The organism is Micromonospora sp. WMMD1128, from assembly GCF_027497235.1.
Taxonomy (GTDB): domain Bacteria; phylum Actinomycetota; class Actinomycetes; order Mycobacteriales; family Micromonosporaceae; genus Micromonospora.
The window spans coordinates 788,538-814,840 of the sequence record NZ_CP114902.1 but is presented as its reverse complement, the minus strand read 5'-3'; the positions used below and the strand labels follow the sequence as shown (position 1 = coordinate 814,840).

At 74.4% G+C, this 26,303-nt stretch carries 23 protein-coding genes; 8 read left to right on the top strand and 15 right to left on the bottom strand.

Annotated elements, in window-relative coordinates:
• Positions 1-55: 55 nt before the first annotated feature.
• Both O7602_RS03995 and O7602_RS03990 read right to left on the bottom strand, forming a co-directional pair.
• A complete protein-coding gene (locus O7602_RS03995) occupies positions 56-865 on the bottom strand; it encodes a DNA-formamidopyrimidine glycosylase family protein (protein WP_281586874.1) in 810 nt (269 codons plus the stop codon).
• A 23-nt stretch (positions 866-888) separates the two neighbouring features.
• Complete coding sequence (locus tag O7602_RS03990; protein ID WP_281586873.1) at positions 889-1,386, bottom strand: hypothetical protein; 498 nt, start codon at positions 1,384-1,386, stop codon at positions 889-891.
• Between the two features lie 104 nt (positions 1,387-1,490).
• Between O7602_RS03990 and O7602_RS03985 the strand changes: the two genes are divergently transcribed.
• The 6 genes from O7602_RS03985 to rocD all read left to right on the top strand — a co-directional run bounded on the left by O7602_RS03985 (position 1,491) and on the right by rocD (position 8,060).
• The gene (locus tag O7602_RS03985) at positions 1,491-1,781 is read left to right on the top strand and encodes a hypothetical protein (protein ID WP_281586872.1); all 291 of its coding nucleotides are present in this window, start codon (positions 1,491-1,493) and stop codon (positions 1,779-1,781) included.
• Positions 1,782-2,032: 251 nt separating this feature from the next.
• Positions 2,033-2,785, top strand: coding sequence for a cellulose binding domain-containing protein (locus tag O7602_RS03980; protein ID WP_281586871.1), 753 nt, complete (start codon positions 2,033-2,035; stop codon positions 2,783-2,785).
• An 83-nt stretch (positions 2,786-2,868) separates the two neighbouring features.
• Positions 2,869-4,272: an RICIN domain-containing protein gene (locus tag O7602_RS03975; RefSeq protein ID WP_281586870.1), complete on the top strand. Its 1,404-nt coding sequence runs from the start codon at positions 2,869-2,871 to the stop codon at positions 4,270-4,272.
• A gap of 147 nt (positions 4,273-4,419) precedes the next feature.
• Positions 4,420-5,409 carry a thrombospondin gene (locus tag O7602_RS03970; protein WP_281586869.1) on the top strand — a complete coding sequence of 330 codons (990 nt, stop codon included), beginning with the start codon at positions 4,420-4,422 and terminating at the stop codon, positions 5,407-5,409.
• A gap of 621 nt (positions 5,410-6,030) precedes the next feature.
• Complete coding sequence (gene ddaH, locus O7602_RS03965; protein WP_281590109.1) at positions 6,031-6,846, top strand: dimethylargininase; 816 nt, start codon at positions 6,031-6,033, stop codon at positions 6,844-6,846.
• On the top strand, positions 6,846-8,060 hold the full coding sequence (gene rocD / locus O7602_RS03960; RefSeq protein WP_281590107.1) for an ornithine--oxo-acid transaminase: 1,215 nt from the start codon (positions 6,846-6,848) through the stop codon (positions 8,058-8,060). The genes ddaH and rocD overlap by 1 nt, the downstream gene beginning before the upstream one ends.
• A gap of 60 nt (positions 8,061-8,120) precedes the next feature.
• On the opposite strand, the gene O7602_RS03955 is transcribed toward rocD, so the two are convergent.
• The 3 genes from O7602_RS03955 to O7602_RS03945 all read right to left on the bottom strand — a co-directional run bounded on the left by O7602_RS03955 (position 8,121) and on the right by O7602_RS03945 (position 10,829).
• Entirely contained in the window at positions 8,121-9,266 is a 1,146-nt protein-coding gene (locus tag O7602_RS03955) for an FHA domain-containing protein (protein ID WP_281586868.1), read from the bottom strand.
• A gap of 107 nt (positions 9,267-9,373) precedes the next feature.
• The gene (locus O7602_RS03950) at positions 9,374-10,426 is read right to left on the bottom strand and encodes an acyl-CoA desaturase (RefSeq protein WP_281586867.1); all 1,053 of its coding nucleotides are present in this window, start codon (positions 10,424-10,426) and stop codon (positions 9,374-9,376) included.
• 136 nt (positions 10,427-10,562) lie between these two features.
• A complete protein-coding gene (locus O7602_RS03945; RefSeq protein WP_281586866.1) occupies positions 10,563-10,829 on the bottom strand; it encodes a helix-turn-helix transcriptional regulator in 267 nt (88 codons plus the stop codon).
• Between the two features lie 54 nt (positions 10,830-10,883).
• Here O7602_RS03945 and map point away from each other — a divergent pair, with 54 nt between their 5' ends.
• Positions 10,884-11,693: a type I methionyl aminopeptidase gene (map, locus tag O7602_RS03940; protein WP_281586865.1), complete on the top strand. Its 810-nt coding sequence runs from the start codon at positions 10,884-10,886 to the stop codon at positions 11,691-11,693.
• Between the two features lie 66 nt (positions 11,694-11,759).
• Here map and O7602_RS03935 read toward each other — a convergent pair whose 3' ends face one another.
• From O7602_RS03935 to O7602_RS03920, 4 genes are read right to left on the bottom strand one after another with little or no spacing between them, the layout of a single operon-like run.
• Positions 11,760-15,518 carry a hypothetical protein gene (locus O7602_RS03935; RefSeq protein WP_281586864.1) on the bottom strand — a complete coding sequence of 1,253 codons (3,759 nt, stop codon included), beginning with the start codon at positions 15,516-15,518 and terminating at the stop codon, positions 11,760-11,762.
• 47 nt (positions 15,519-15,565) lie between these two features.
• Positions 15,566-15,886, bottom strand: coding sequence for a divalent-cation tolerance protein CutA (gene cutA / locus O7602_RS03930; RefSeq protein WP_281586863.1), 321 nt, complete (start codon positions 15,884-15,886; stop codon positions 15,566-15,568).
• Between the two features lie 56 nt (positions 15,887-15,942).
• Positions 15,943-16,965 (bottom strand): 1-acyl-sn-glycerol-3-phosphate acyltransferase, encoded by a 1,023-nt coding sequence (locus O7602_RS03925; RefSeq protein ID WP_281586862.1) that lies wholly within the window; start codon positions 16,963-16,965, stop codon positions 15,943-15,945.
• Entirely contained in the window at positions 16,965-17,798 is an 834-nt protein-coding gene (locus tag O7602_RS03920; RefSeq protein WP_281586861.1) for a patatin-like phospholipase family protein, read from the bottom strand. Before O7602_RS03920 ends, O7602_RS03925 begins: the two co-directional genes overlap by 1 nt.
• A 175-nt stretch (positions 17,799-17,973) precedes the next feature.
• Here O7602_RS03920 and O7602_RS03915 point away from each other — a divergent pair, with 175 nt between their 5' ends.
• Complete coding sequence (locus O7602_RS03915) at positions 17,974-19,515, top strand: serine/threonine-protein kinase (protein WP_281586860.1); 1,542 nt, start codon at positions 17,974-17,976, stop codon at positions 19,513-19,515.
• A gap of 4 nt (positions 19,516-19,519) precedes the next feature.
• Here the strand turns inward: O7602_RS03915 and O7602_RS03910 are convergent, their stop codons facing one another.
• From O7602_RS03910 to O7602_RS03885, 6 genes are all read right to left on the bottom strand, one after another.
• Positions 19,520-20,581, bottom strand: a complete 1,062-nt coding sequence (locus O7602_RS03910; protein ID WP_281590105.1) for a glycosyltransferase family 4 protein — start codon at positions 20,579-20,581, stop codon at positions 19,520-19,522.
• 233 nt (positions 20,582-20,814) lie between these two features.
• Positions 20,815-22,380, bottom strand: a complete 1,566-nt coding sequence (locus O7602_RS03905) for a trypsin-like peptidase domain-containing protein (protein WP_281586859.1) — start codon at positions 22,378-22,380, stop codon at positions 20,815-20,817.
• A 62-nt stretch (positions 22,381-22,442) separates the two neighbouring features.
• The gene (locus O7602_RS03900; RefSeq protein WP_281586858.1) at positions 22,443-23,987 is read right to left on the bottom strand and encodes a HAMP domain-containing sensor histidine kinase; all 1,545 of its coding nucleotides are present in this window, start codon (positions 23,985-23,987) and stop codon (positions 22,443-22,445) included.
• Positions 23,984-24,685, bottom strand: coding sequence for a response regulator transcription factor (locus tag O7602_RS03895; protein ID WP_091068807.1), 702 nt, complete (start codon positions 24,683-24,685; stop codon positions 23,984-23,986). The genes O7602_RS03900 and O7602_RS03895 overlap by 4 nt, the downstream gene beginning before the upstream one ends.
• Before the next feature lie 64 nt (positions 24,686-24,749).
• Positions 24,750-25,394: a PadR family transcriptional regulator gene (locus O7602_RS03890; RefSeq protein ID WP_281586857.1), complete on the bottom strand. Its 645-nt coding sequence runs from the start codon at positions 25,392-25,394 to the stop codon at positions 24,750-24,752.
• Positions 25,391-26,230 (bottom strand): DUF4097 family beta strand repeat-containing protein, encoded by an 840-nt coding sequence (locus O7602_RS03885; protein WP_281586856.1) that lies wholly within the window; start codon positions 26,228-26,230, stop codon positions 25,391-25,393. The genes O7602_RS03890 and O7602_RS03885 overlap by 4 nt, the downstream gene beginning before the upstream one ends.
• Between the last annotated feature and the right edge of the window lie 73 nt (positions 26,231-26,303).

Sequence of the window (26,303 nt, the reverse complement as noted above, 5' to 3'; positions counted from 1 at the left end):
GACGCGACGGGCCAGCCCCGCGCAGCGCGACGAGCCGGCCGGACCGCTGGCGGGTTCAGCCGGCCTGGCAGGTGGGGCACCAGTAGAGGTTGCGCCCGGCGAGTGAGCCCCGGCTCACCTCGGTCCCGCAGACGTGGCAGGGCGCGCCCGCCCGCCGGTAGACGTACACCTCGCCGCCGTGCCGGTCGACCCGCGGCGCCCGACCGGTCGCCTCCGGCAGGTCCGCGTCGCGCACGGTGTCGATCCGGCCGCGCTCGACTCCCCGGGTCATCAGCGTCACCAGGTCCGCCCAGAGTTCCGCCCAGCCGGCCGAGGTCAGCTCCCGCCCGGGCAGCAGCGGGGGCACCCCGGCGCGGAACAGCGCCTCGGTCACGAAGATCAGGCCGGTGCCGGCCACCACGGACTGGTCCAGCAGCAGCGCGGCCAGCGGGGTGGGGCTGCGCCGGATCCGCGCGTACGCCCGATCCGGGTCGGCGTCGCCGCGCAGCGGGTCGGGGCCGAGCCGGCCGCGCAGCGCCGCCACCTCGGGCGGGGTGAGCAGCTCGCAGGCGGCGGGTCCGCGCAGCTCCAGCCAGTTGCGGTCGCTGTGCAGCCGCAGCCGCACCTGCCCGACCGGGGCCGGCGGCTCCCCCGGCCCGTCCGCGAACTTCCCGTACAACCCCAGGTGTACGTGCAACGCCAGCTCGTCGGCGTAGTGGTGCAGCAGGTGCTTGCCGTACGCCTCGGTGTGGTCCAGGACGGTGCCGGTGAGCCGGGCGGCGCCCTCGGCGAAGCGGCCCTGCGGGCTGTCGGCGTGCACCTTGTCGCCGGCGAACAGCTCGGCGTGTCGGGCGGCGAGCCGGTGGATGGTGTGTCCCTCTGGCACGGACCAAGCGTAGTCAGCCGTTGTCACACCCGCCCGGTGGCCGCCGCCAGGTCGAGCAGGCGGGCCAGGCGGTACCGCAGCACCCGCGCCTGCCCGATCGACAACAGCAGGCCGGCCTCCGCGCCGCGCAGGCTCACCATCGGCTCGGCGGCGGGATGCAGCGCCCGCACCAGCCCCACCCCGACCCGGAGCGCCGCCGGCTGGTCGGGGTCCGTTCGGCGGGTGCGGGAGCGGTGCTGGCCCCGGAGCCGGCAGCCGTCCCGGTCGCACCAGCGTGGGTGGTCCAGGTCGTCGGCGAGGGCACCGGTCGGATAGACGTACACGTGCCCGCAGGGCCGCGACACCCCGGGCTTCAGACCCGTCGGGTACGCGGCCAGCCCGGCTCCGCCGAACGCGGCGACGGCGGGCGCGGCATGCGCCTCGCAGGTGTACACGCAGCCGTCCAGGGAGTCCGTCGTGTACAGCTCGATCCGGACGGTCGCCGGTTCTCCGCAGTCGGGCAGGGTGGGTAGGGTGCTCACGGGTCGCCTCCTCGTAGGCGATCAAGGCCCTCGGCCAGCGGCGCAATCGCTGTCCGAGGGCCGCCTGCATAATGCCAAACTACCATCACCCATTTGGCCAATCAATGGCCATGGAAGTCGTGTCTGACTTGGCCAGTGAGATCATCTACGGTATGGCCAACCGACTGGCGGATGCGGTACGCGCGTTTCACCTGGCGCAGGCCACCGCCGCTGCCTCCGCCCAGCGCGCGGCCGAGGATCGGGAGAAGGTCACCGTGGCCCGCGAGCAGCTCGCGACGGCCATCGCGGAGGCATCCAGGAGCGGCATGCGGCAGGTCGACATCGTGCGGGTGACCGGCTACACGCGCGAACGCGTGCGCCAGATCCTCCGTTCCCACGGCGTCGCGCCCGACTAGCCGCCCAGCGTCACCTCTCGCCTCACATCCGGGCGCCGGCCGCGCCGTGGGACTCCATTGAATCGACACCTGTCGACTGACAGACTGACTCCAGTCGCGCTCGGGAGCCGGTGCGAGCCGCTCGATCCAGCAGGAGAGTGACGCGCGGGGTGGTACGCACCCCGCGCCGGGCAGTCCCTCTCCGGCAGTCCGCCGTGCCGCCATTCCCGCCGATCACGCCGCGGGACGGGCTCTCAGTGCAGGAGAAACAGATGCTTCGTACGCTCGGCGCGGCACTGGCCGCCGCGCTCACCCTGACCGGCCTGGCCACCTCGACCGGGGCCGTCCAGCCGCCGGCCGTCCAGCCGCCCACCGTCGCGGCGGCGACGCCGACGCCCGGCCCGACGCTGACGTGCCCGCCGGCACTGCCGGTCAGCGGCCGGGTGAGCGGTGCCACCACCACCAGCCTCACCATCACCTACTCGCTGATTCTCTTCCCGCCCTGCGGCTACGACCCGCCGATGGTCGTCACCCTCTTCGCCAGCCGGGAGGACGCCACTGAGCGGCGCAACCCGGTGGCCGAGGCCGTCTCCGGGCCGGAGCGCTTCGGCGACGTGACCATCGACGGGCTGACGCCCGACACCGACTACTGGTTCCGGTTCAGCGACACGCACGGCACGCAGGATCCGTACCTCATCGGCGGACCGGGCCGGACGCTGTCGACGTCGACGTGCGCCGCGTCGGCCACGATCGACAATCAGTGGTACGGCGGTTTCATCGCCACGGTCACCGTGCGCAACACCGGCACCGAGCCGATGCACGACTGGCGCGTGAAGTGGCGGTGGTCCGGTGACGAGCGCATCCAGACGATCTGGGGCGGGGTGGCGGAGGTCACCGGTCAGAACGTCGTGGTCCACAACGCCTCCTGGAACGGGACGCTGGCGCCGGGCGCCTCGACCACGTTCGGGCTGATGGTGGCCGTGAGCGGCTGGTCCGGCGGCTTCACGCCGGTCTGCGGCCGGTGACCGGCATGCGGTCGACGGATCGGGCGCTCCCCGACGGCGGGAACGGTGGGATGAGCGGACGGGGACGTCTCCTGGCGTTCGGCATGGCACTAATCGTGGCCGTCGCGACGGTGGTCGGGCCGGGCTCGGCCGCGCTGGCGGCCCCGGTGACCGTCACCAACGGCACGCAGTTCACCGACACGAGCGGCGCCGTGGTGCACGCCCACGGCGGCGGCGTCCTCAAGGTCGACAACTACTACTACTGGTTCGGCGAGAACCGCAATCCGGACAACACCTTCCGGGCGGTCTCCGTCTACCGCTCCACCGACCTGCGCACCTGGGAGTTCCGCAACAACGTCCTCACCCAGACGTCGGCCGCCGAGCTGCAACGATCCAACATCGAGCGGCCGAAGGTCATCTACAACGCCGCCACCGGCCGGTTCGTGATGTGGATGCACAAGGAGAACGGGTCGGACTACGGCGAGGCGCGGGCGGCCGTCGCCTCGTCGGCCACCGTGGACGGCAACTACACCTACCACGGCAGCTTCCGGCCGCTCGGGCAGCACATGTCGCGGGACATCACGCTCTACAACGACAACGGCACCGCGTACATGATCTCGGCCGCCAACGAGAACCGCGATCTGCACATCTACCGGCTCACCTCGGACTATCTCAACGTCGCCGGCCTGGTGGGCAACTTCTGGGCCGGCGCGACCCGCGAGGCGCCGGCGATGTTCAAGCGGGGCAGCACCTACTTCCTGCTGACGTCGGCGGCGACCGGCTGGAGCCCAAACCAGGCCAGGTACGCCACCGCGACGAGCATCTCGGGACCGTGGAGCGGCTGGACCGACGTGGGCAACAACACCACGTTCAGCTCCCAACCGGCCTTCGTGCTGCCGATCCAGGGCACCTCCACCACCAGCTACCTGTACATGGGTGACAGGTGGGCGGGAGCCTGGGGCGGGCCGGCCAACGACTCGCAGTACGTGTGGCTGCCGATCAGCTTCCCGACCGCCACCAGCATGAGCCTGACCTGGTATCCGTCGGTCACCATCGACACGGCTGCCGGGACGGTCACCGGCAGCGCGCCCACCACCTACCGGGTCACCGCCCGGCACAGCGGCCGGGTGCTGGACGTGATGGACAACTCCACCGCAAACAACGCCGAGGTCAAGCAGTGGAGTTGGAACGGCGGTGGCAACCAGCGGTGGGAGTTCCAGGACGCCGGCGGCGGCTGGTTCCGCCTCGTCAACGCCAACAGCGGCAAGTGTCTCGACGTCGCCGGCGCGTCCACCGCCGACGGCGCCAACATCATCCAGTACACCTGCGGCAGCGGCGCCAACCAGCAGTGGCAGTGGGCCGCGCTCGGCAGCTGGTTCCAGCTCCGGGCCCGGCACAGCGGCAAGTGCCTGGACGTGGTCAACTCCGGCACCGGCGACGGCGCGGACGTCCAGCAGTACACCTGCGGGAGCGGCACCAACCAGCAGTGGTCACGCACCCAGTCCTGACGACGGCGCCGCCCGGCGCGGGAACCGGGGCCGCAAGCCGGCCCCGCCGGGCGGCCCCGGTTCCGTCACCGGGTGTCGATTTCCGCACGCCTGGGTACCTCCTGACAGTCATGCGCGGCCTCCGCGCCTGCATCAGGAGGTGCCAAGGTGAACATCTTGTCCCGCCGGAAGTCCCCGGCGAACAGTACCGATACGAACAGCGACGGTGTCGTCGACGCCCGCGACGAGCACCCGACCGCAGACGGAACGGCCGGCCAACCGGTGGTCACCGACCGCGACGCGGCGCGGGCCACGTACCGCAGCGACTCGACCGCCACCGAAGCGAAGCGTGCCGGCGAGGCCGGGCCGATCAGCGGGGCCGGGCGCGGCGGCGAAGCTGCGCGAGTCACCGACGCCGGGCGGGTTCCGGCGGACGGGCGCGGCGGCGAGGCCGGACCGGTCGGCGACGGGCATGTCGAGACCATGGCACGGACCGGCGAGGCGGAGCGGCGGGCAGCGCAGCGGGCCGCCTCGGCCCGGGCGGCGACCAGCAGGCCGTTGGGCCGGAACGCGCGGACCGTCGACCCGGAGCCGACCGTCGACCCGAACCGTGACGGCCACCCCGACCGGCCCGTCGACCTGGACCGCGACGGTCACCCCGACCGACCCGTCAACCTCGACCGCGACAGCCACACCGACCGGCCCGTGGACCCGAACCGCGACGTCCACACCGACCGGTCCGTCGACCCGAACCGCGAAACCCACACCGACCGGCCCGTCGACCTGGACCGCGACGGTCGCCCCGAGCGGGAACTCGATCCGGAGCTGACGAAGAAGCCGCGGGCCAGCCTTCTCGCCACGCTCGGTCTGGTCGTGTCCGTGGCCGGCGCGCTCTTCGTGCTCTCCGGCACGCTGGCCGGCTACGGCATCGGGCTCGGCGCGGCCGGCGCGGTGCTGGCGGTGCTGGGCCTGATCGCCACCCGACGCCGGCACGTGGCCGGCAAGACCGACGCGCTGATCGGCATCATGGTCGGCCTGGCCGCCGTGGTGCTCGGCATCGTGGCGATGACCGGCCAGTTCGACTGGCCGACCACTGACGGCGAGTGGGTGGGCCGGTTCCGCGAGTGGCTTGACTCACAGTTTGTCGATCGGTTCTGAGGGCACTGTTCCGATCGCCGGCAGCAACCGGCAGCCCGAAAAGCTCCGGTGGTTCACCGGGCAGCACCGGTGGTTCACCGGCCGGGCAACACCTCTTTCGGGGGCGGCGACTCGCCGCCCCCGAAGTGTGTTCCGCGCTCTTCGACTCACGCCGTCCGAGATGGTGGAAGCGCGTGGCCCCGGAGGGGCACAGTTCTCCACGCAACCTTGTCCGGTCAGATCCCCAGAGGCGCATTGGATGGGAACGTGCTCCCGATGGGCGAGAACCCGCGCTTGATCGACTCCATTCCGCCGAAGTGGCGGGGTCGAGCGGGCCGGGATACCGCCACCTCGCCGAAGTGGAGTGGATCGAGACGCCGGCCACCCTCTCAGACATCCGGGGAGCGCCTCCCCGCCGGTCGCCACCTGAATCCGGCCCGCAGGCACCCCGGCAAGGGCGGCTGCGTGCCAGAGCGACGCAAGGAATCGTCGGACCTGATCGCGTACACGCAACGATTCGCTGGTCTACGCAAGTTCTCGCGGTGGATGTCGTCGCACCGGGACGCATACGGTTGAGCCACGGCGCCAGCCCGTGGGCCGACCGTGGCCGGGCGCGCCCGACCCTGGGAGCACCACATGACGATGGACGCCACCCGCCAGCGCTTCCTGATGTGCCGGCCGACGTACTTCGCCGTCGACTACGCGATCAACCCCTGGATGGATCCCACCGCCCCGGTCGACGCCGCCCTGGCGATCCGGCAGTGGGAGCAGCTCCGGCAGACGTACGTCGATCTGGGCCACGAGGTCGAGCTGATCGAACCGGTCGCCGGCCTGCCGGACATGGTCTTCGCGGCCAACGGCGGCACGGTGATCGACGACAAGGCGATGGCGGTGCAGTTCCGCGACCCGCAGCGCGCCGACGAGGCCCCCGCCTACCGCGCCTGGTTCGAGGCCGCCGGTTTCGAGATGTACGACCCGAAGCACGTCAACGAGGGTGAGGGCGACGTCCTACTGGCCGGCGACCACCTGCTCGCCGGCACCGGGTTCCGCACCGCGCACGCCTCGCACGCGCAACTCCAGGAGGTCTTCGGCTATCCGGTGGTGACCATGCAGTTGGTGGACCCCCGCTTCTACCACCTGGACACCGCGCTCACCGTGCTCGACGAGCGGACCGTGGCGTACCTGCCGGAGGCGTTCTCCCCGGGCAGCCGGGCGGCGCTGCGCCGGCTCTTCCCGGACGCGATCCACGCCACGCTCGCCGACGCCGAGGTGCTCGGCCTGAACGCGGTCAGCGACGGCCGGCACGTGGTGCTGCCGGCGCAGGCCACCGACCTGGCCGCGAAGCTGCGCGACCGGGGTTACGAGATCATCGGGATCGACCTGTCCGAGCTGCGTAAGGCCGGCGGCGGACCGAAGTGCTGCACGTTGCGACTCCGTCAGGGAAAGGCGATCAAGTGATCATCGACGACATGCTGCGGACGCCCTCGGCGGTCCGGGACGCGGAGCGTCACACGGCGCACAACTACCACCCGCTGCCCGTGGTGATCTCGTCGGCCGAGGGCGCCTGGTTGACCGACGTGGACGGCCGCCGCTACCTGGACTGCCTGGCCGGCTACTCGGCGTTGAACTTCGGCCACCGGCACCCGAAGCTGATCGAGGCCGCGCACGCGCAGCTCGACCGCCTCACGCTGACCAGCCGCGCGTTCATCCACGACCAGTTCGCCGACTTCTGCCGGGAGCTCGCCGCGCTCTGCGGCAAGGAGCTGGTGCTGCCGATGAACACCGGCGCGGAGGCGGTGGAGACCGGCATCAAGGTCGCCCGCAAGTGGGGCTACCAGGTCAAGGGCGTGGCCCCGGGCCGGGCCAACATCGTGGTGGCGGAGGGGAACTTCCACGGCCGCACCACCACCATCGTCAGCTTCTCCACGGATGAGGACGCGCGCGCCGACTTCGGGCCGTACACACCTGGTTTCACCGTGGTCCCCTACGGCGACCTGGACGCGCTCGCCGCCGCGATCGACGAGAACACGGTGGCTGTGCTGCTGGAGCCGATCCAGGGCGAGCAGGGCGTCGTGGTGCCGCCGGCCGGCTACCTGCCGGGGGTCCGCGAGCTGTGCACCGAGCGCAACGTGCTCTTCGTCGCCGACGAGATCCAGTCCGGCCTGGGGCGCACCGGCACGACGTTCGCCTGCGACCTGGAGGGCGTCGTCCCGGACATGTACCTGCTGGGCAAGGCGCTCGGCGGCGGCATCGTGCCGGTCTCCGCGGTGGCCGCGAACGCCGACGTGCTGGGTGTGCTCCAGCCGGGCCAGCACGGCTCGACGTTCGGCGGCAACCCGCTCGCGTGCGCGGTCGCCACCGAGGTGGTCCGGCTGCTCGCCACCGGCGAGTTCCAGCGGCGCTCGGCCGAGCTGGGCGAGCGGCTGCGGACCGGCCTGGAAGGGCTGCTCGGTAAGGGCCTCGTCGCCGTCCGGGTGCGCGGCCTCTGGGCCGGCGTCGACATCGACCCGGCGCTGATGACCGGCCGGCAGGCGTGTGAGCGGCTGATGGAGCGCGGTGTGCTCGCGAAGGACACCCACGGTTCGACCATCCGGCTCGCGCCGCCGCTGGTGATCACCGAAGAGGAGATCGACCACGCGGTGGCGCAGCTCGCCGCCGTGCTGGCCGCCTGATCCGCGTACCCGAAAAGGGTGCCGGGACCACGACGGTCCCGGCGCCCTTTCGCGTGGGGGTCAGGGACGCGGCAGCCGCATCGCCATGGTCGGCGCCTCGGCCATCACCGAGTTCGGGGCGTACGTCGCTTCGCTCGTCGTCTCGGCGGCGCGGCCCACCTGCACGCCCGGGTAGAGCTCGATCAGGTCGCCCTCGCCGAGCGTCCGGGACTGCTGCGGCGGCAGCGGGATGCGGTCCGTCTCGACCATGGACCCGCCCGGCCGGATGCCGGAGCCGTTGGTGCTGGTGTCGGTGACCACCACCTCGCCCCCGCGCCCCAGGTCGAAGCGGACGTGGCTGCGGCTGATCCAGCGCCGGGCCTCGTCGTTGAGCCACTGGCCGAGCTGCACCCCGCCGGGGCCGTCCGGCGCCCGCCCGACCGCCACCGGGTCGGCCTCGGTGAGCACGAACCGCTTGCGTACCAGCCCGCCGATCCGCACCGCCAGCACCTCGCTGCGCGGGCGCTGCCCGGCGTCGGAGAGGCGGCTGCCGTGCCGGGGGCAGGTCGGCGCGCCGGTGCGCAGCGTGGGCGGCGGCTGCTCGGACGGGACCCGGTCGATCGCGGCCAGGTCGGCGAAGGCGCCGCCGCCCCCACCGAACAACGCGCACCCCGGCTCGGGGCAGCGCCACTTGCGGGAGAGCAGCTTGACGCCGGCCGGCGAGCGACTGCCGGTGCTCGGGTCCTGGCCGCCGCCGACGTGCGCGATGAACACCGGCCCGCCGGCGCCGGGCACCGGGGCGAGCGCCCGGCCGGCCTGGCCGAGCCACGGGTACCGGCCGACGAGCCCGTCGAGCCGGGCCCGGGTCAGCACCGGCAGGCCGAGCAGGTCGGCCACCTCGAGCATCCGGTCGCCGGGCTGGTCGAGCACCTCGACCAGCCCGTCGTCGGCCCAGCGGCGGACCACCATCCGCTCGTTGGAGGTCAGGTCGGCGTCGGACAGCAACGCCCGGTGCACGATCGCGTAGACCTGGACGCTGTCCTCCCCGATCTGCCGGGACAGCGCGTCGATCACCATGCCGAGCCGCAGCAGGCTGGCCGGCCGACCGCCGTCCAGGTTCTGCCACCGGATCACCTCGGCCAGGTCGACCACGGCCCGGGCCAGCGCGGGGTCGGTGCAGACCCGCCCCTCGATGGCGTCCAGCACCTTGCTGATCTCGAATCTCATGCCGCGCTCCGCACCATGTCGCGCCCGTCCACCATGCGACGACCCTACCGGCCTGCGCCCGCACCGGGCCGGGGTCGTCCCCCGACGCCCCGCCCGGCCCGCCGGGCTCAGCCCGCGCGCAGCGGTCGCCCCACCTCGTGCAGGTGCGCCAACCCCTGCCGGTACGACTCGACGAGCCCGCTCTCCGCGTACGGGATGCCCTGCTCGGCGCAGTACGCCCGGACCAGCGGTCGGGCCCGGCGCAGGTTGGCCCGGGGCATGTTCGGGAACAGGTGGTGCTCGATCTGGTAGTTCAGGCCGCCGAGCGCCAGGTCGACGAACCGGCCGCCGCGCACGTTGCGCGCCGTGAGCACCTGCTTACGCAGGTAGTCGAGGTCGTCGTCGGCGGTCGGCATCGGCATGCCCTTGTGGTTGGGGGCGAACGCGCACCCCATGTAGAGGCCCCAGAGTCCCTGGTGGACGGCGGCGAAGAGCAGCGCCTTCCCGGGGGACATGACCGCCAGCAGCAGGCCGACGTAGCCGACGCCGTGCGCCGCGAGCAGCAGCGCCTCCACGGCCCGGTGCCGCATCGGGACCCGCCACCGGCCGTCCGGCTCCCGGCCGGTGAGCGCCCGGACGCTCGCCACGTGCAGCGCCAGCCCTTCCAGCAGGAGCAGCGGGAAGAACAGCCACGCCTGCCGCCGGGCCATCCACCGGCCCAGGCCCCGGGTCGCCGTCGCCTGCTCGTACGTCCAGACCAGCGCGCCGGCGCCGACGTCGGGGTCCTCGTCGGCGTGGTTGGGGTTGGCGTGGTGCCGGTTGTGCTTGTCCACCCACCAGCCGTAGCTGAGCCCCACGGCGAGGTTGCCGGCGACCAGGCCGGCCGCTTCGCTGGGCCCGCGCCGGCGGAACATCTGCCGGTGCCCGGCGTCGTGCCCGAGGAACGCCACCTGGGTGGTGGCCACCGCCATCACGGCCGCCAGCGGCAGCTGCCACCAGGTGTTGCCGACCACCGCCACCAGCGCCCAGCCGGCCAGGAAGGCGCCCAGGGTGCCGACGATGCGGACCGCGTACCGGCCGGGACGCCTGTCGAACAACCCCGCCTCGGCGACCCGGCGGGACAGGCGCGCGTAGTCGCTGCCCCGCCGGGTGGCCGGTGCCGCCAACGTCGAAGAACTCATCCGATGTCGCCCCCCGGTGCCGCGGGTCGCACCCGGTGCGCGACCCTCCGTCACCAATCCTGGCGTCTTTGGTAGCGCTGGGTAATCCCGTCAGCCCCCGGGTCCGGGGTGGTGCTACCCCTACCGGAGCGATCGGTCAGGACGCCTGTCGGACGCGCATGTCGGCCAGCCACACGTCGGCCAGGTCGCCGAGGGGTACGTCGAGGGCCTGACTGAGGCAGACCACGGTGCCGAACGCCGGTGCGGGCAGGCGGCCCGCCTCGATCTTGCGGAGCGTCTCGGGGGAGATGCCGGCCGCCAGTGCCACCTCGACCAGGCTGCGGCCGGCCCGCGCGGACCGGAGGGCGACGCCGAGGCGCCGGCCCGCGGCGATCTGTTCGGCGGTGAGTGGCTGGCGAACCATGGCAGCAGGATAGCCCTCTCCGGACGGCGCGAACGGACGTGGTATAAAAATACCGTGATCGAGCTCAAGTCCACCGATGAGATCGCCCGCATGGCGGTGACCGGCCAGTTCGTCGGCGAACTGCTCGCCGAGCTGAGCGGCGTCGCCGCGGTCGGCGTCAACCTGATGGACATCGAGCGCCACGCCCGCCGCCGGATCGCCGAGCGCGGCGCCGAGTCCTGCTACTGGGACTACTCCCCCTCGTTCGGGCGCGGCCCGTTCCGCAACGTGCTGTGCCTGTCGGTGAACGACGCGGTCCTGCACGGCCTGCCGCACGACTACGTGCTGCGCGACGGCGACCTGCTCAGCATCGACATGGCCGTCACCATCGACGGCTGGGCCGCCGACTCCGCGCTCTCCTTCGTCGTCGGCACCCCCGACCCGGCCGACCTGCGGCTGATCGAGGCCACCGAGGTCGCCCTGGAGGCCGGCATCGCCGCCGCCCGACCCGGCGGCCGGCTCGGTGACGTCTCGGCCGCGATCGGCGAGGTCGCACACTCCTACGGCTACCGGGTCAACGGCGAGTTCGGCGGCCACGGCATCGGGCGGACGATGCACGAGGCCCCGCACGTCGCCAACAGTGGCCGCCCCCGCCGGGGCATGAAGCTCACCCCCGGCCTCACCATCGCCATCGAACCCTGGCTGTGCCGCTCGACCGACGAGATCCGGGTCGACGACGACGGCTGGACCATCCGCTCCGCCGACGGCTCCCGCACCGCCCATTCGGAGCACACGGTCGCCGTCACCGACGCCGGCCCCCGGGTGCTGACCCGCCGTCCGGCCCCCGCCGACCGCACCGACCGCCCGGTGGCGACCGCCTCCTGAACGACCCCCGGCCTGGTGGCGACCGCCTCCTGAACGGTCCCCCGGGCCCGGCGCGGGAACCCGCCGTCAGCCCAGCCGGGCCACGGCCGCACGCAGCCGGGTCAGGTCGCGGCGGCGCCGCTCGTAGGTGGCCGCCAGGCCGATCAGCAGCAGCCCGCCGAGCCCGAGGAAGATCCACCGGGGCAGCAGGTCCCACCCGCGGGCCAACTCGTGCAAGGCCAGTGGCACGAGCGTCGCCGCGCCCAGCACGACCGGCGCCTGCCAGCGCCGGACCGCCCCGCCGAGCACCGCGCCGAGCGCCGCCACGCCGAGCGCCAGCCGGCGCAGCGGTTGCGGGTCCGGCGCGGCCAGCACCGAGACGAGGCTCGGCAGCAGCGCCGCGCCGAGCCCCGGCCCGAGCGCCAGCCAACTGGTCAGCCCGGGCCGGTGCCGCAGCGCCACCAGACCGGCGCCGAGGGCCAGCACGGCCAGCGGCACCGTGTACGCCTCCAGCACCGCCACCCCACCGGCGGCCAGCAGCAGCCAACCGCCGAGCAGCTCGCTGCCGGCCGCGACCGCCGCGAGCCGGCGACGCCCGGCCGGCGTCTCCCCCCGTCGCAGCACCCGCACCGCCACCACCGCGCCCCACAGCACGCAGACCGCCGCCGCGTACCGCAGCGCCCCACCGGCGAGCAGCAGCGCCAACAGCGCGACCCCGTGCGCCGCCGCCTCCACCCCCGCCGCCCCGAGCACCCACCCCGCCGACCGCTCCCCCGACCGCTCCGTCGATCTTGGAGTTGTGGCGCCTGCGATGTCGGGATAGCGAGTTCTGCGAACGACCACAAGTCCAAGATCGACGAGCCGGGGGGTGGTCCGCAACGCCGGCGCCCCGTGCAGGGTCACGGCCGCGACGGCCAGGACCGCGAACCCGGCGGTACGCAGCGGCAGCCCGGCGGCCAGCGGCGCGGTGACCGCGAAGCCGGTGGCCGCGACCACGGCGCCCAGCCAGCCGGTGAGCCGGACGGCGGCCGGACGGCCGGTCACCCCCACCACGATGCCGGACACCACGAGCGCCCCCAACGCGGCAAGTGTTCCGGCGCGGGTGGCGAGCAGCCCGGCGAACCCGAACCCGCCGAGCACCGCCCCCAGCGGCAGCAGCACCGCCGGGACCACCGGGCGGGCCCCGGTCACCGCGGCCGTCAGCACCGCGGCCAACCCGGCCGCGAACACCACCGCCGGCACCGCCGGCCAGGGCGCGCCGGCCGCCGCGAGCAGCACCGGCAGGGCCACCGCGCCGAACGGCAGCCCGGCCAGCGCCGGCAGCCACCGGCGGCCGGACCCCGCAGCGCCGGTCACCCGCGTGCGATCCACCCCGACCCGGGCATCGTCCGCACCGACCCCGCCCCCGACCCGGGCACCGTCCGCCCCGACCCCCATACCCGCACCGGCACCGACCTGGGCGCGGCCCGCCGGGACCCCGGCCGCCAACCGGGTGTACGCCGCCGCGGCGGCCCCCAGGAGCAGCAGCACCAGACCGGCCCGGGCCGTCTCCGCAGCAACCGCCGTGCCGGCGGGCGGCCCGGTCCAGGGTCGGACCGGCAGGCTCCCCAGCACCGCAAGCGCGGCCGGGGCGGCGGCCAGCAGCGCCACCCCGGCCAGCGCGCCACCCACCGCACGAACAGCCACCGCACGAACGGCCACCGCACGAACAGCCACCGCCGGCCGGGCCCCGCCACCGGCGGCCAGCGCCAACCACACCCCCGCCACGGCGTAGAGCCCCACCGGTTCCCGGCCCGCCACGACCAGCGGCCCGAGTCCGATCGCGGCGAGCGCCACCGCGAGCCCCGTCGAGGCGTACCCGCTCAGGTCGGGCCACCGGCGGCGGACCGCGACGACGGCGGCCACCGGCAGCACGACGGCGGCGGTCCCGCCCCGGAGCTGCCACCACGCCGGCGCGCCCAGGCCGAGCAGCGCGACGACGAACACCGCCGGTACGGCGAGCAGCGCCACGGCCAGCGCGACCCCGGCGACGACCGGCTGCGCCCCCGACCCGCGCCGGCCCAGCGCGGCCACCGTTCCGCCGAGCGCGACCGTCACCGCGAGCACCGCGCCGGCCCCGGTCGGGTCGGCGCAACCGACCAGCAGCGCGTGCCCGACCAGCAGCGCGGCGGTCGACGCGGCCACCGGCACGGTGACCCGCCCCCGGCGCGGCCGGACCGCGACGCCCAGCAGCAGCGCGGCGGCCACCGCGAGGTCGACGACCAGCACCGCCGGCCAGGGCACGGTCGCCACCGCCGGCGCGGCGAGGACGGCCAGCCCGGCGGCCACCACCCCGGCCACCGGCCGGGCGGCCCGGGGCGCCAGCACCGCCACCGCACCGGCGACGAGCAGCAGCGTCGGCGACAGTTGCCAGCCCCAGGACGGGACCGCCCAGTCCCGGCCGCCCTGCCAGGCCGGGAACGAGGCGGCCACGGTGGCCGCGCCGACCACACCGGTCAGCACCACGGCGACCGGGCCGAGGCCGGCGGCCACCGCCAGGGCGCCCGCCCGGGGGCCGGTCCGGACCGGCGTCGGCAGCACGCGCACCGCCCCGGCCAGCGCCACCACCACCAACCCGGCCGCGAGCAGCAGCAGACCCGGGCGGACGGCGGCGACCGGTCGCAGCAGCGCGACGGCGAGCACCGGCACCAGCAGCCCGGTGGCCACCGCGCGCAGCACCGGGCCGCCCGCCGTGAACGCGCCCGCGACCAGGGCGAGCGCCACCACAAGCAACGGACCGCCGGCCAGCATCGCGGCGCCGGCCGCCCGGCCGACGGCCAGCGGCACCAGCGCGCAGCCGGCCGCCAGGACCAGCGCCCCGCCGTGCCCGAGCCAACCGAGCACCACCCCGGCCCGTACCGCCGGACCGGCCGTCGCCGGCGAGCCAGTCGCCGCCGGGACGACCGCGGCCACGTCGCCGGAGCGCGGCGCGCCACCGGCGATCCGCCGGCGCAGGGCCACCACCACCGCGAGGTCGCCCAACGCCAGGGTGGTCAGGACCAGCGCCCAGCCGGCCGCCGACGGCCTCGACGCCGCCACCGCCAGCGGCAGCACCGGCTGCGCGACAAGCCACGCCGCGAACCACGGCGCGGTGAGTCGGCCCAGCCGCCCGTACCCGGCCGCCACGGCGGCGCTCGTCGCCCCGACCAGCGCGGCGTAGCTGCTGCCCGGCCAGCCGGCCACCCCGAACAGGTTCACCGACCAGGCCGCGTACCCGTCGAGGAGCACCAGGAGCAGCCCGACCGCGGCGATCGTCTCGGCGGTGCCGCGCAGGCCGCGCGCCCGGGCCAGCAGCGGCGCGGCGAGGGCCAGCGCGGTGACGGCAAGCAGGATCAGCGCCCGGCCGGCCACACCGAACGCGGCCCAGGCGACCGCGGTGAAGACCACCGCGGCGGTGCCGAGCAGCAGTCCACCGAGGACGAAGAGCAGGCCCTGCACCGCGCGGGTGGAGGTCTCCGCGCCGCCGGGCCGGACCGGGACGGCGGCCGGCACCTGCGGCGGCACCCGCGGCACCTGCGGCACCTGCGGCGGCGGTACGGCAGTGGCCGCCCGGCGCGGCGCGGGGATCTCCAGGCGGATCCGGGCGGCAAGCGCCGCCCGCCGCTGCCGGGCCGTGGACAGGTGACCCGACAGCTCCTGGTACGCGAGGCGGGCCGCGTCCACCCGCGGCGTCAGCGCGACGATCTCCCGGTCCAGTCGGACCACCTCGGCCGCGGGCGGATAGGGCGGGCGGCCGCAGGTGCGGCAGCCGGCGACGAGGTCGGCCGGGGCGCCACAACCGGGACAGGGGTAGCCGGTGTTCTCCACCCCGCCAGCTTCACCGACGGCCGGGCGGGCGGACAGAGTAGGCGTACCTAGGGTCGGGTGTGCTCGCGCATCCACGCCGTGTAGTCGGGGTTGCCGCTGTCCTCCCGGCTCACCAGAATCTCCGGCACCTCGTACGGATGACTGGCGCGGAGCTGGTCGACGAGCGCGTCGACCCGGTCCGGCGTGGTCTTGAACCGCACCCACCACTCGGCGGTGGTCTGGATCGCCGACTGCCACCAGTAGGTGCTGTCCACCGGCCCGCCGACCTGGGCACACGCCGCCAGGCGGCCGGCGACGGCCGTGGCCGCCAATACGTCCGCCACCCGGCGGGCGTCCACCACCGTCGTCACCACGCAGATCTGCTCCACCAGCGCACCCTACGCGGCGGCCGGGCCGCTCCGCCGGAAGCGGTGGGTAAAGCCGCTCAGGCGTCGGTCGCGCCGTCCCGGTTCGCCGCGACCCACCTGTCGATCCGGGCCCACCAGTCGAACAGCCAGTCGATGCGTTCCTGCTCCCCGGCGGGGATCTCCTCGGGCGGGACGGACCAGAAGCGCATCACGATCCGCTTGTCCATCGGCAGTTCGCGCCACACGTCCGCGACGGTGAGCATCTGGTCCAGGCCGGTGTGCGCCACGAAGATCACCCCGGCCTCCGGCGCGGCGTCGAGCGCGGCGAGCAGCCCGCCCGGTTGGGGCGCGAGCACGTGCTGCATCCGTTCGGCGCGCAGCGCCATCCGCTCCAGGCCGAGCCGGCGCAGCCGGGCGATCGCGCGCAGCCGGCGGGACGGGGTGAAGTTGCCGCCCTCCGGGAAGATCACGAAGGCGTCGTCGTCGTCGAGGCCGGCGGCCAGGTGCCCGATCTGCCGCACCGCCGAGTCCCGACCGTCCGGGCCGGGCGCGATGAACCGGTTGGGCAGCCGGTTGAGCAGCACGTCGATGGCCGGGTCCCACTGGAGGCTCTCCTTGAGCACGATCCGGGGCTCGCGGTGGAACCAGTTCACCAGCGCGTGGATCAGGATGAACGAGTCGCCCGGGCCGGCGTGCCGGCAGAGCACCAACTCCGGGCGGCCGGGCAGCGCGGTGTCCGGGTCGGTGCCGACCACGTCGATGCTCAACCGCAGCGTCCACCGGGCCTGCCAGAACAGCACCCGCAGGAAGCGGCCGGCGACCACGTAGTGCGCCCGTTGGAAGGCCGGGGACCGTTTGTGCCGGCCGAAGCCGGAGGCCAGCCAGAGCAGGAAGAGGGCGAGCAGCGCCGCGGCGTCCCAGACCAGGTAGACGGCGCCGATCCAGAGCAGCCGCAGCGGACGCAGCCGCCCCGGCACCAGCGGCGACACGGCCAGCGCCAGCAGCGCCCAGCCGGGCAGCGTGGTCACCACGGCGACGGCGAGGAGCACGACGCCGGGCGCGAGCAGCAGCCGACGGATCCAGCGGGGTGGCAGTGACATCAACGCTCCAGCGCGGTGTCCAGGTAGCGGCGGGAGGCGGTGTACGCCCGGCTGATCCGTCGACCCACCGCCGCCATGTCCCGGTACGCCCACGGGCTGTCGTCGCGCGGCTCCAACCCGCCGGTCGGCAGCACGTGCACCTCGATGCCCTCGGGCAGGGCCGCCATCTCCCGGGCGAACCGGTGCCGGCGGGCGACCTCGAATGCGACCTGGGCGACCTCCCAGGGGCGGCGGGGCGGGCTCAACTCGCGTTCGATCCGGCCCACCTGGAGGACGAAGATCTGCCTCGCCCCGGCCGCCACCGCCTCGCCGACCGGGATCGAGTTGACCACGCCGCCGTCGATGTAGTGCTGCCCGCCGATCTGGGCCGGCGGCAGCAGGCCCGGCACCGAGGCGGACGCGAGCACCGCCGGCACCACCGGCCCGGTGGAGAACCAGTGTTCGGCCGCGCGCTCGATGTTGGCGGCGCAGCAGCGGAACGGCACCGCCAGGTCCGCGAACGTGGTCGCCTCGCCCAACTCGCTCTCCAACAGCCGGCGCAGCGGGCGCGGCGAGTGCAGGTGGGTACGCGCGGCGAAGCGGCGCAGCTGCCGGGCGACCGAGTCGCCGTACACCTCACCGGCCTCCGGGGAGGCCCAGAGCCGGACCAGCCGATCGGTGACCGCCTCGGTCGGGTCGGCGGCCACCAGGACGCCGTTGACCGCGCCGATCGACGTGCCGAGCACCAGGTCGGGCCGGATCCGGGCGCGGAACAACGCACGCAGCATGCCCACCTCGACCGCGCCCAGCACGCCCCCGCCGCCGAGCACGAACGCCACCGGACCGCCTGCCATGCCGCTCATCCTGGCATGTGGCCGGACGGCCCGCCCGCGCTGGCGACGTCGGTCCCGTCGATCACGCCTCGCCATTGCGGGCACGCGGGGTGTGACGGCAGTCGGACGCCCGTTGACAGCCCGGACACATTCCCGCAACCTGATAGCGCTCCCGAGCCCAGGCAGGTGCGAGGTGATGGCGACACTCCAGGCCGGCCGCCTGCTGGCCCGGCGTTACCGGCTCATCGACCGGATCGGTGCCGGCGGCATGTCGGTGATCTGGCGGGCCCGCGACGAGGTGCTCGACCGGGTGGTGGCGGTGAAGGTCCTGGCCCCCTCGCTCGCCGCCGACGCCCGGTTCCGCGACATGGTGCGCGAGGAGGCACGCTCGGCCGCCCAGCTCGACCACCCGCACGTCACGGCCGTGCACGACTACGGCGAGACGGTGGCGCCCGACGGCTCCATCACCTCGTTCGTGGTGATGGAGCTGCTCAGCGGCGAGGAACTGGAGCACCGGCTGACCGAGGGCCCGCTGCCCTGGCCGGCCGCGGTGGAGACGGGCGCCCAGGTGGCCGAGGCGCTGGCCGCGGCGCACCGGCTCGGCATCGTGCACCGGGACGTCACCCCGGCCAACGTGATGATGACCGGGGTCGGGGCGAAGGTGCTCGACTTCGGCATCGCCACCCGGGTCGGAGCGCCGGACGAGGACGAGGACGGCGGCACGTTCGGCACTCCGGCGTACGTGGCGCCGGAACGCCTCGACGGGGCGCCGGCCCAGCCGGCCACCGACGTCTACTCGTTGGGCGTGCTGCTCTTCGAGACGCTCACCGGCCAGCCGCCGTACCCGGCGGACACCTGGGAGCAGCTCAGCGCCGCGCTCGCGGAGAGCGCGCCGCCCACGCTGGACGGCGTACCGGGGCTGCCCCGGCCGGTCGCGGAGATCTGCCTGCGCTGCCTGGCCCGCGACCCGCGGCGCCGGCCCACCGCGCACCGGGTGGCGGCCGTGCTCCGCGACCAGTTGCTGCCCGCCGATCCGCAGGCCGCCACCATGCTGTCGCCGACCGTGACGCTGCCCGCGCTGCCGCCCCGGGCGGCTTCGACCTCGCCGTCGCCGCCGGCCGGCCCGCCGCCGGCCGGATCATCGCCGCTGCCGTCCGGCCCGCCGCTGCCGGTGGCCGGATCATCGCCGCCGTCCGGCCCGCCGCCGCCGTCCGGATCACCGCCGCCGGAGGGGGGCGCGCCGGGCCGCCGGCGGGTTCTCGCGCTGGCCGGCGCCGGCGTGGTGCTTGTCGCCGCCGCCGTGTTGCTGGCACCGGTGCTGACCCCGGACCGGCAGGTGGTCCCGCGGGTACTGCCGACCGCCGGGCCGGCGGAGACCCCCACCACCGCGTCGCCCGAACCCGAGACGCCCACCCCCGCGCCGCCGCCCGCGCCGACCGACCGGCCCACCACCGGCGGCCCGACCGCGCCGGCCGGCGACCCGGTCGACCCGGCCGAGCGGGTGGACGGGCTGATCGAGGCCGGGCTGACCGACGGTGAGATCCGCAGCGACGTCGGGGTGGACCTGCGCAACCTGCTGCGTAACGCGGTGGCCGCGAGCGACGAGGGCGAGGTGACGGCCGCGGTGGAACGGCTCCGCGGCAAGATCGCCGAGCGTCGGCGCGAGGGCAGCATCAGCCCCGGGTACGCGCGGCAACTCGACGCCGCCGCGGCGTCGCTCGTGGCCGAACGCACCTGACCGGTCACCCGGCCACGAGCCGGGCGACCGCCCGGGGTCCCTCCGCCGTCGCCCGCCCGGCCAGGAAGCCCCGGTACACCGCCTCGTGGCCGGCGGCCATCCGCTCCACCGAGAAGCTCTCCGCGACGTGCGCGACAGAGTCGGCCGGGTCCAGGTCGGCCGCCGCGCGCAACGCCGCCGGCAACTCCTCGGCGCGGTCGCAGACCAGCCCGGTGACCCCGGGGCGGACCAGCTCCGGCACCGCGCCCCGGCGCAGCGCCACCACCGGGGTGCCGGTCGCCATGGCCTCCACCATCACCATGCCGAACGGCTCCGCCCACTGGACCGGCATGATCAGGCACCTGGCGTCGAGCAGCAGTCGCAGCACCGTCTCGCGGCCCGCGTTCACCACCAGGTCGACGTCGTCGCCCAGCAGCGGCTCCACCACCTGCTCCAGATAGCGGCGCTCGGCCGGCTCGTGGCACTTGCCGGCCAGGGTGAGCGGCAGCCCGGCCGCCCGGCAGGCCCGGATCGCCACGTCGGGGCCCTTGTCCGGGCTGAACCGGGCGAGCCAGAGCACCGGCCCGGCCCCCGGCGTCCGCTTGTGCGGGAAGTCCCGCACCGGCATCGCGTGGTGCACCGTGCCGACCCAGGGCAGTCCGGGGTTCGCTCGGCGCTGGGCGTGCGAGATCGCGATCAGGCCCACCCCGCGGTCGGTGTTGCCGAGCACCGTGCCGTACTCGCCGACGGGGTTGCCGTGCACGGTGGCCACCGTGGGGACGCGGCGGCGACCCGCCACCATCGGACCGATCGTGGTGTGGTCGTGCACGAGGTCGAAGTCGGCCGGGTCCACCAGGCGGTCGACCTGCGCCAGGTGGGCCAACTCGGGCAACGACTCGCCCATCCGGTCGTACTGCAACTCGGGGTGGGTGGAGACGAACTCGGCGGCGGTTCCGTGCTCCGTGCCGGCGCCGAACAGCGTCACCGCGTGGCCGCGCTCGACCAGGGCGTCGACCAGGCCGGCCACCACGTGCTCCAGCCCGCCGTAGCCGGGCGGCGGCACCGACAGCCACGGCGGCACCACCATCGCGATCCGGAGGGGCCCGGCTCGCGTGCGCTCCGACAGCGGCTGGTTCACGGTTACGCGCCCCTCCCCGTTGGTCCCCGGCGGGCGACGGGTTCCCGAGCCGGCACCGGGTAAACGGCGGGTGAGGCGGGGTCACCCGCACCGGGTGAGGGACGAAGAGGGGCGGCGGGCGACGGAGCCAACCCCCTTGGCTCTGTCGCCCGCCGCCCGCGAGGGAGGCAGGTCTTCGGGAACTATGACGTCTCGGCGAGCGTCACGGTTGCCGTCTCGTCGGATCCGTTTCGCTTGAACTGGATCTCGACCCGGTCGCCGACCTTGCCGGCCTGCACGGCGCCGACCAGATCGTTGGAGTCGTTGATCACCTTGTCACCGAACTTGGTGATCACGTCGCCCCGCTGGAGCCCGGCCTTCTCGGCGGCGCTGCCCGGGGTGACCGCGGCGACGAGCGCGCCGCCGTCCTCGGCGGCGTTCACGCTGACCCCGAGCGACGGGTGGCTGATCTTCTCGCCGCGCTGGAGCTTCTCCGCCACGTCCTTGGCCTTGTTGCTCGGGATGGCGAAGCCGACCCCGATGTTGCCGTTGCTGCCCTGCCCGGCGGTGGCGATCGCGGTGTTGATGCCGATCACCTCGCCCCGGGTGTTGACGAGCGCGCCGCCGGAGTTGCCCGGGTTGATCGGGGCGTCGGTCTGCAACAGGCCCGAGATCGAGCTGACGCCCTGCTGCGGGGCCTGCTGCTGGCCGCCCTCACCGGCGGAGATGGTGCGGTCGCGGGCGCTGAGGATGCCGGCGGTCACCGAACCCTGGAGTCCGAGCGGGCTACCGAGCGCGAGCACCTGGTCGCCGACCTGCATGCCGTCGCTGTCGCCGAACTTCGCCGCCTTCAGGCCGCTCACGCCGCTGGCCTGGACCACGGCGAGGTCGGTCTTCGGGTCGGTGCCGACGATCTTCGCGGGGGCGTTCTTGCCGTCGGCGAAGACCACCTTCACCGTGTCGCCGCTGGCGGAGGCGACCACGTGGTTGTTGGTGAGCACGTACCCGTCGGCGCTGAGGATCACCCCGGAGCCCTCACCGCTGTCCGTCATGATCGTCACGATGCTGTCCTGGACGGACGCCGCGATCTTGGGCAGGTCGGCGCTGTTGATCACCGGGGCGGCCGAGTAGGTGCGGGTGACGCCGCCGCCCCCGTCGAGGGCGAGCGCGAGCGCGCCCCCGGCCACGCCGGAACCGAGCATCAGCGCCAGCGCCAGCACGCCCGCGCCGACAAACTTGCCGGCCCGGCTCGGCCGCGCCGGCTGCTGCGGCTGACCCCACGGCGGGACCGGCTGCCCGGCCTGGTGCTGATGCTGCTGATACGGGTGATACTGCTGGTGCCCGGGCTGCGCCTGGTAGGTCGGCACGGGCCCGCCGGAGTGCGGCTGCGACGGATAGCTGGTGCCTCCGGCCTGCTGCGGCGACTGATAGCCGGCGGCGCCCTGCTGCGCCCAGCCGCCGTGCTGCTGCCCCCCGTACCAGGGGTGCTGGCCGGACGTCGGGTGCTGCGGTGCGTACGGGCTGGCCGGTGTCCCGGTGGGCTGGGCGTACGGGCTGGCCGTGGACCCGGACGACGGCGCGTACGGGCTGGCCGGCGAGTCGGCGTGGGCGTTGGTTCCGGCGGCCGGGGAGTCGGCCGGAACCGACGCGGCGGCCGGGGTGGAGTCCGATGTCCCGCTCTCGGCGCGGGGCAGCTCGGCGGTGTGGTGCGACGGCTCGGCGTCGGCAGGTGCCGGCGACCGCTGCGGCTCGGTCTCGTGGTCGGTCATGCCTACAGCTTTCCCCGTCGCACTGTCACCAGCCTGGAATCCGCCTGAATGTTTTCTGTAAGTCACTCGCCCGGCTCGGGCGCCTCGGGCAGCAGCGGCAGCTTCACCCGGAACGTCGCCCCGCCACCCGGCGTCTCGGCCACCTCCACCGTGCCGTGGTGCGCCGCGACGAGCGCGGCGACGATGGCCAGGCCGAGCCCGGTGCTGATCGGTCCGCCGGCCCGGCGGGTCCGCGCCGCGTCCACCCGGTAGAACCGCTCGAAGACCCGCTCGGCCTGCTCCGGGGTGAGGCCGGGACCGTTGTCCGCCACCTCCACCACGGCGAGGTTCCCCGGCTCCGCCCGCAACCGCAGCGTCACCGCGGCGTCCGGCGGGGTGTGGGTGAGCGCGTTCGTCATCAGGTTGCCGATCACCTGCCGCAGTCGGGCGTCGTCACCGAGCACCACGAGCGGACCGGCGCCCGGCTCCCGTTCCAGCTCGATCCGCCGGTCCGGGTCGACCACCCGGGCCGCCTCCACCGCGTCCGAGGCCAGCACCGGCAACTCCACCGGGGCCAACGCGATCGGCCGTTCCCGGTCCATCCGCGCCAGCAGCAGCAGGTCCTCGACCAGCAGCCCCATCCGGGACGCCTCGTCCTCGATGCGGCGCAGCAGGTCGGCAGTCTGCTCCGGGGCCCGCGCCGCGCCCTGCCGGAACAGCTCGGCGAAGCCCCGGATGGTGGTCAGCGGCGTCCGCAGCTCGTGCGAGGCGTCCGCGATGAACTGCCGCATCCGCTCCTCGGACCGGCGGGCCCGCGCCTCGGACGCCTGCGCGTACGCGGCGGCGTCCCGGGCGCCCACCTCGGCGCTGCGCGCCGCCGCCTCCGAGGCGGCCCGGGCGGTGAACGCGGCCTCGATCTGCGCCAGCATCGCGTTCAGCGCCCGGGAGAGCCGGCCCAGCTCCGAGGTGGGGCACGGCCGCCCCTCCTCCGGGTCGGGCACCCGCCGGGTCAGGTCACCGCCGGCAATGGCCGCCGCGGTCCGCTCGATCTCCACCAGCGGCTTCAGACTGGTACGCACGATGCCCGCGCCGACCGACGCCAGGATGATCAGCACCGCCCCGCCCACCAGGAGGTCGATCCAGAGCAACTGCCGCACAGAGAGATCGACATCGGTAAGGTTCTGCCCGATCACCCGGTACGAGTCCCCGCTGTCCTGCCGGACCATCAGCCGCCAGCGGACCCGCTTGTCGGCGCCCTCCTCGGTGAACGCCCCGCCGTTGGCGTGCCTGTCGTACCAGGACTGGTCCTCGATGCCGGCCGGCAGGTCCTGGTCCTGCAGCGTCTCGTCGCGGAGCGCGGCGCCACGCTGGGCGGAGCTGCTCCACAGCGCCACCATGTAGTCGGTCGGCAGCGTGGTCGAGTTTTTCTGGCTGACCGTCACACCGCGGTCGAGCTGGTCGTTCAACTCGCCGTCGATCCGGCCGACCAGGTAGTTGTGCAGGAAGTAGGCGGTGGAGACGCTGATCACGAGCAGGGCGCCGGCCACCAGGGCCAGGACTGCGGTGACCAGCTTCAACCGGAGCGGAACGCTGCGCACCCAGCCCTTCGCGTCGTGGACGGCGTTCACGCCGCCGGCTTGCGCAGCACGTACCCGACCCCGCGCAGGGTGTGGATCAGCCGGGGCTGGGTGTTGTCGACCTTGCGGCGCAGGTAGGAGATGTAGGACTCGACGATGTTGTCGTCGCCGCGGAAGTCGTAGTTCCACACGTGGTCGAGGATCTGCGCCTTGCTGAGCACCCGGTTGGCGTTGAGCATCAGGTAGCGCAGCAGCTTGAACTCGGTCGGCGAGAGCTGCACCCGCTGGCCGGCCCGGTGCACCTCGTGCGTCTCCTCGTCCAGCTCCAGGTCGGCGAAGGTGAGCCGGGACGGGGCCTGCTCACCGGTCGCGGTGCGCCGCAGCACGGCCCGGATCCGGGCGGTCAACTCCTCCAGGCTGAACGGCTTGGTGACGTAGTCGTCGCCGCCCAGGGTCAGCCCCCGGATCTTGTCGTCGGTGGCGTCCCGGGCGGTCAGGAACACCACCGGGGTACGCGTGCCGCCCTCGCGGAGCATCCGGATGACCTCGAAGCCGTCGAGGTCGGGCAGCATCACGTCGAGCACCACCAGGTCGGGCCGGTGGTCCTTGGCGGCGTGCAGCGCGGCGCTGCCGCTTGTCGCGGTGGCCACGTCGAAGCCCGCGAAGCGCAGGCTCGCGGAGAGCAGTTCGAGGATGTTGGGATCGTCCTCGACGACGAGCAGTCGGGCCTCGGTCTGGGTAGCCGCCATGGCACCCATCATCCGTGCTCCGGCTGCGGCCACGCTGGGCGGAAGCTGGAAACAACCTGTGAGGTCAGCGGAGCAGCCGCTGTAGCCCGTCGAGCGCGCCGTCGAGCAGCCGGATCGCGGTGCGGAGCTGGTTGTCGCTGAGCCGCCCGGCCCGGACCAGCGCACCGACCTCGACGGTGAACGCGGCCAGCCGCTTGTCGAACTCGGCGAGCAGCGGCGACTCGGCCGGACGGGCCGGGTCCGGACCGCTCCCACCGCCCGCCCGGCCCCGGTTGCCACCGGGCCGGGTGGTCGGCGGCGTCCAGCGGCCCTGCCGGGTCTGGAGGGTCGCCTCGCGCAGCTCCCGCTTCAGGTCGCGCACCGAGCCGCGAACCTCGGTGCGGATCTCGCCGGCCAGCGCGGACAGATCCTCCACGGAGGCGCTGATGTCGGCCTCCAGGGTGACCAGTTCCTCGGCGCGCTGCCGCAGCTCGGCGCGGCCCGCCTCGGTGATCTCGTAGACCTTCCGCCCGCCCACCGCCGTGTGGGTGACCAGCTCCTCGACCTCAAGCCGTTGCAGGCGCGGGTAGATGGTGCCGGCGCTCGGCGCGTAGAGCCCGAGGAAGCGCTCCTCCAGCAGGCGGATCAGCTCGTAGCCGTGCTTCGGCCCGTCGTCGAGGAGCTTGAGCAGGTAGAGCCGGAGCCGCCCGTGACTGAACACGGCGGTCACGGCAGATCCTCCACGTCGTCGGCGTCCACGACCGGGCGGGCCAGCAGCGCGATGCTGCCGGACGTCGCGGACGCCCAGAGCTTACCCGCGCCCCCGCCGAGCACCCCGTGGCTGTCCTTCACCGCGCCGAAGCCGTGCTGCCCGCCGCAGACCTGCGGGAAGCCGCTGGTGATCCGGCCGGAGGTGGTGTGCAGGTGCACGCTGAGGTCGCTGTCCTCGCGGACCCGGACGGTGATGCTGCCGGAGATGGCGCTGAGCCGGATCTCGCTGCCCCGCGGATTGTCCAGGTCGCAGGTGATCGATCCGGAGACCGCGTGGGCGCGGACCCGGTCGGGCGCGCTGTCGGCCAGGATCAGCTCGCCGGAGACCGTCTCCAGGTCGAGGTCGCCGCCGATGCCCAGCGCCTCCACCGGGCCGGAGACGACCTTGGCGGTGGTGCGACCGCGCAGCCCCATCAATGTCACCTGGCCGGAGGCGACGTCGACCCGGGTGTCCCGGCGCAACCCGGAGGCGACAAGCGTGCCGTCCACCAGGTGCAGGTCGGCCACCGCCTGGGCCGGGACGGCGACCGACACCTCGGCGCGGAACCGGCGGCGGAGCTGGCCGAGCCACCAGAGCACCCCCGGCCAGCGGGCGATCCGGTCGTGCCGGATGGTCAACCGGCCGTCGTGCATCTCGACCACGAGCGGCCGGCGGCTGACCCGGGTGACGTCGACCCGGGCCGGGCCGTCGGTGCCGACCACGTTGAGCCGACCGCTGACGAGCCGGACCTCCAGCCGGGTGACCGGCTCGTCCAACGTGATCCGTTGCGGGCTGTCGACAGTCCAACCGGCCATGGCGTCCTCCCCTCGATGACGCGCCCGCCCGGGACACGCCAGGTATCGCGAGGAGCATAACGCGATACATCGC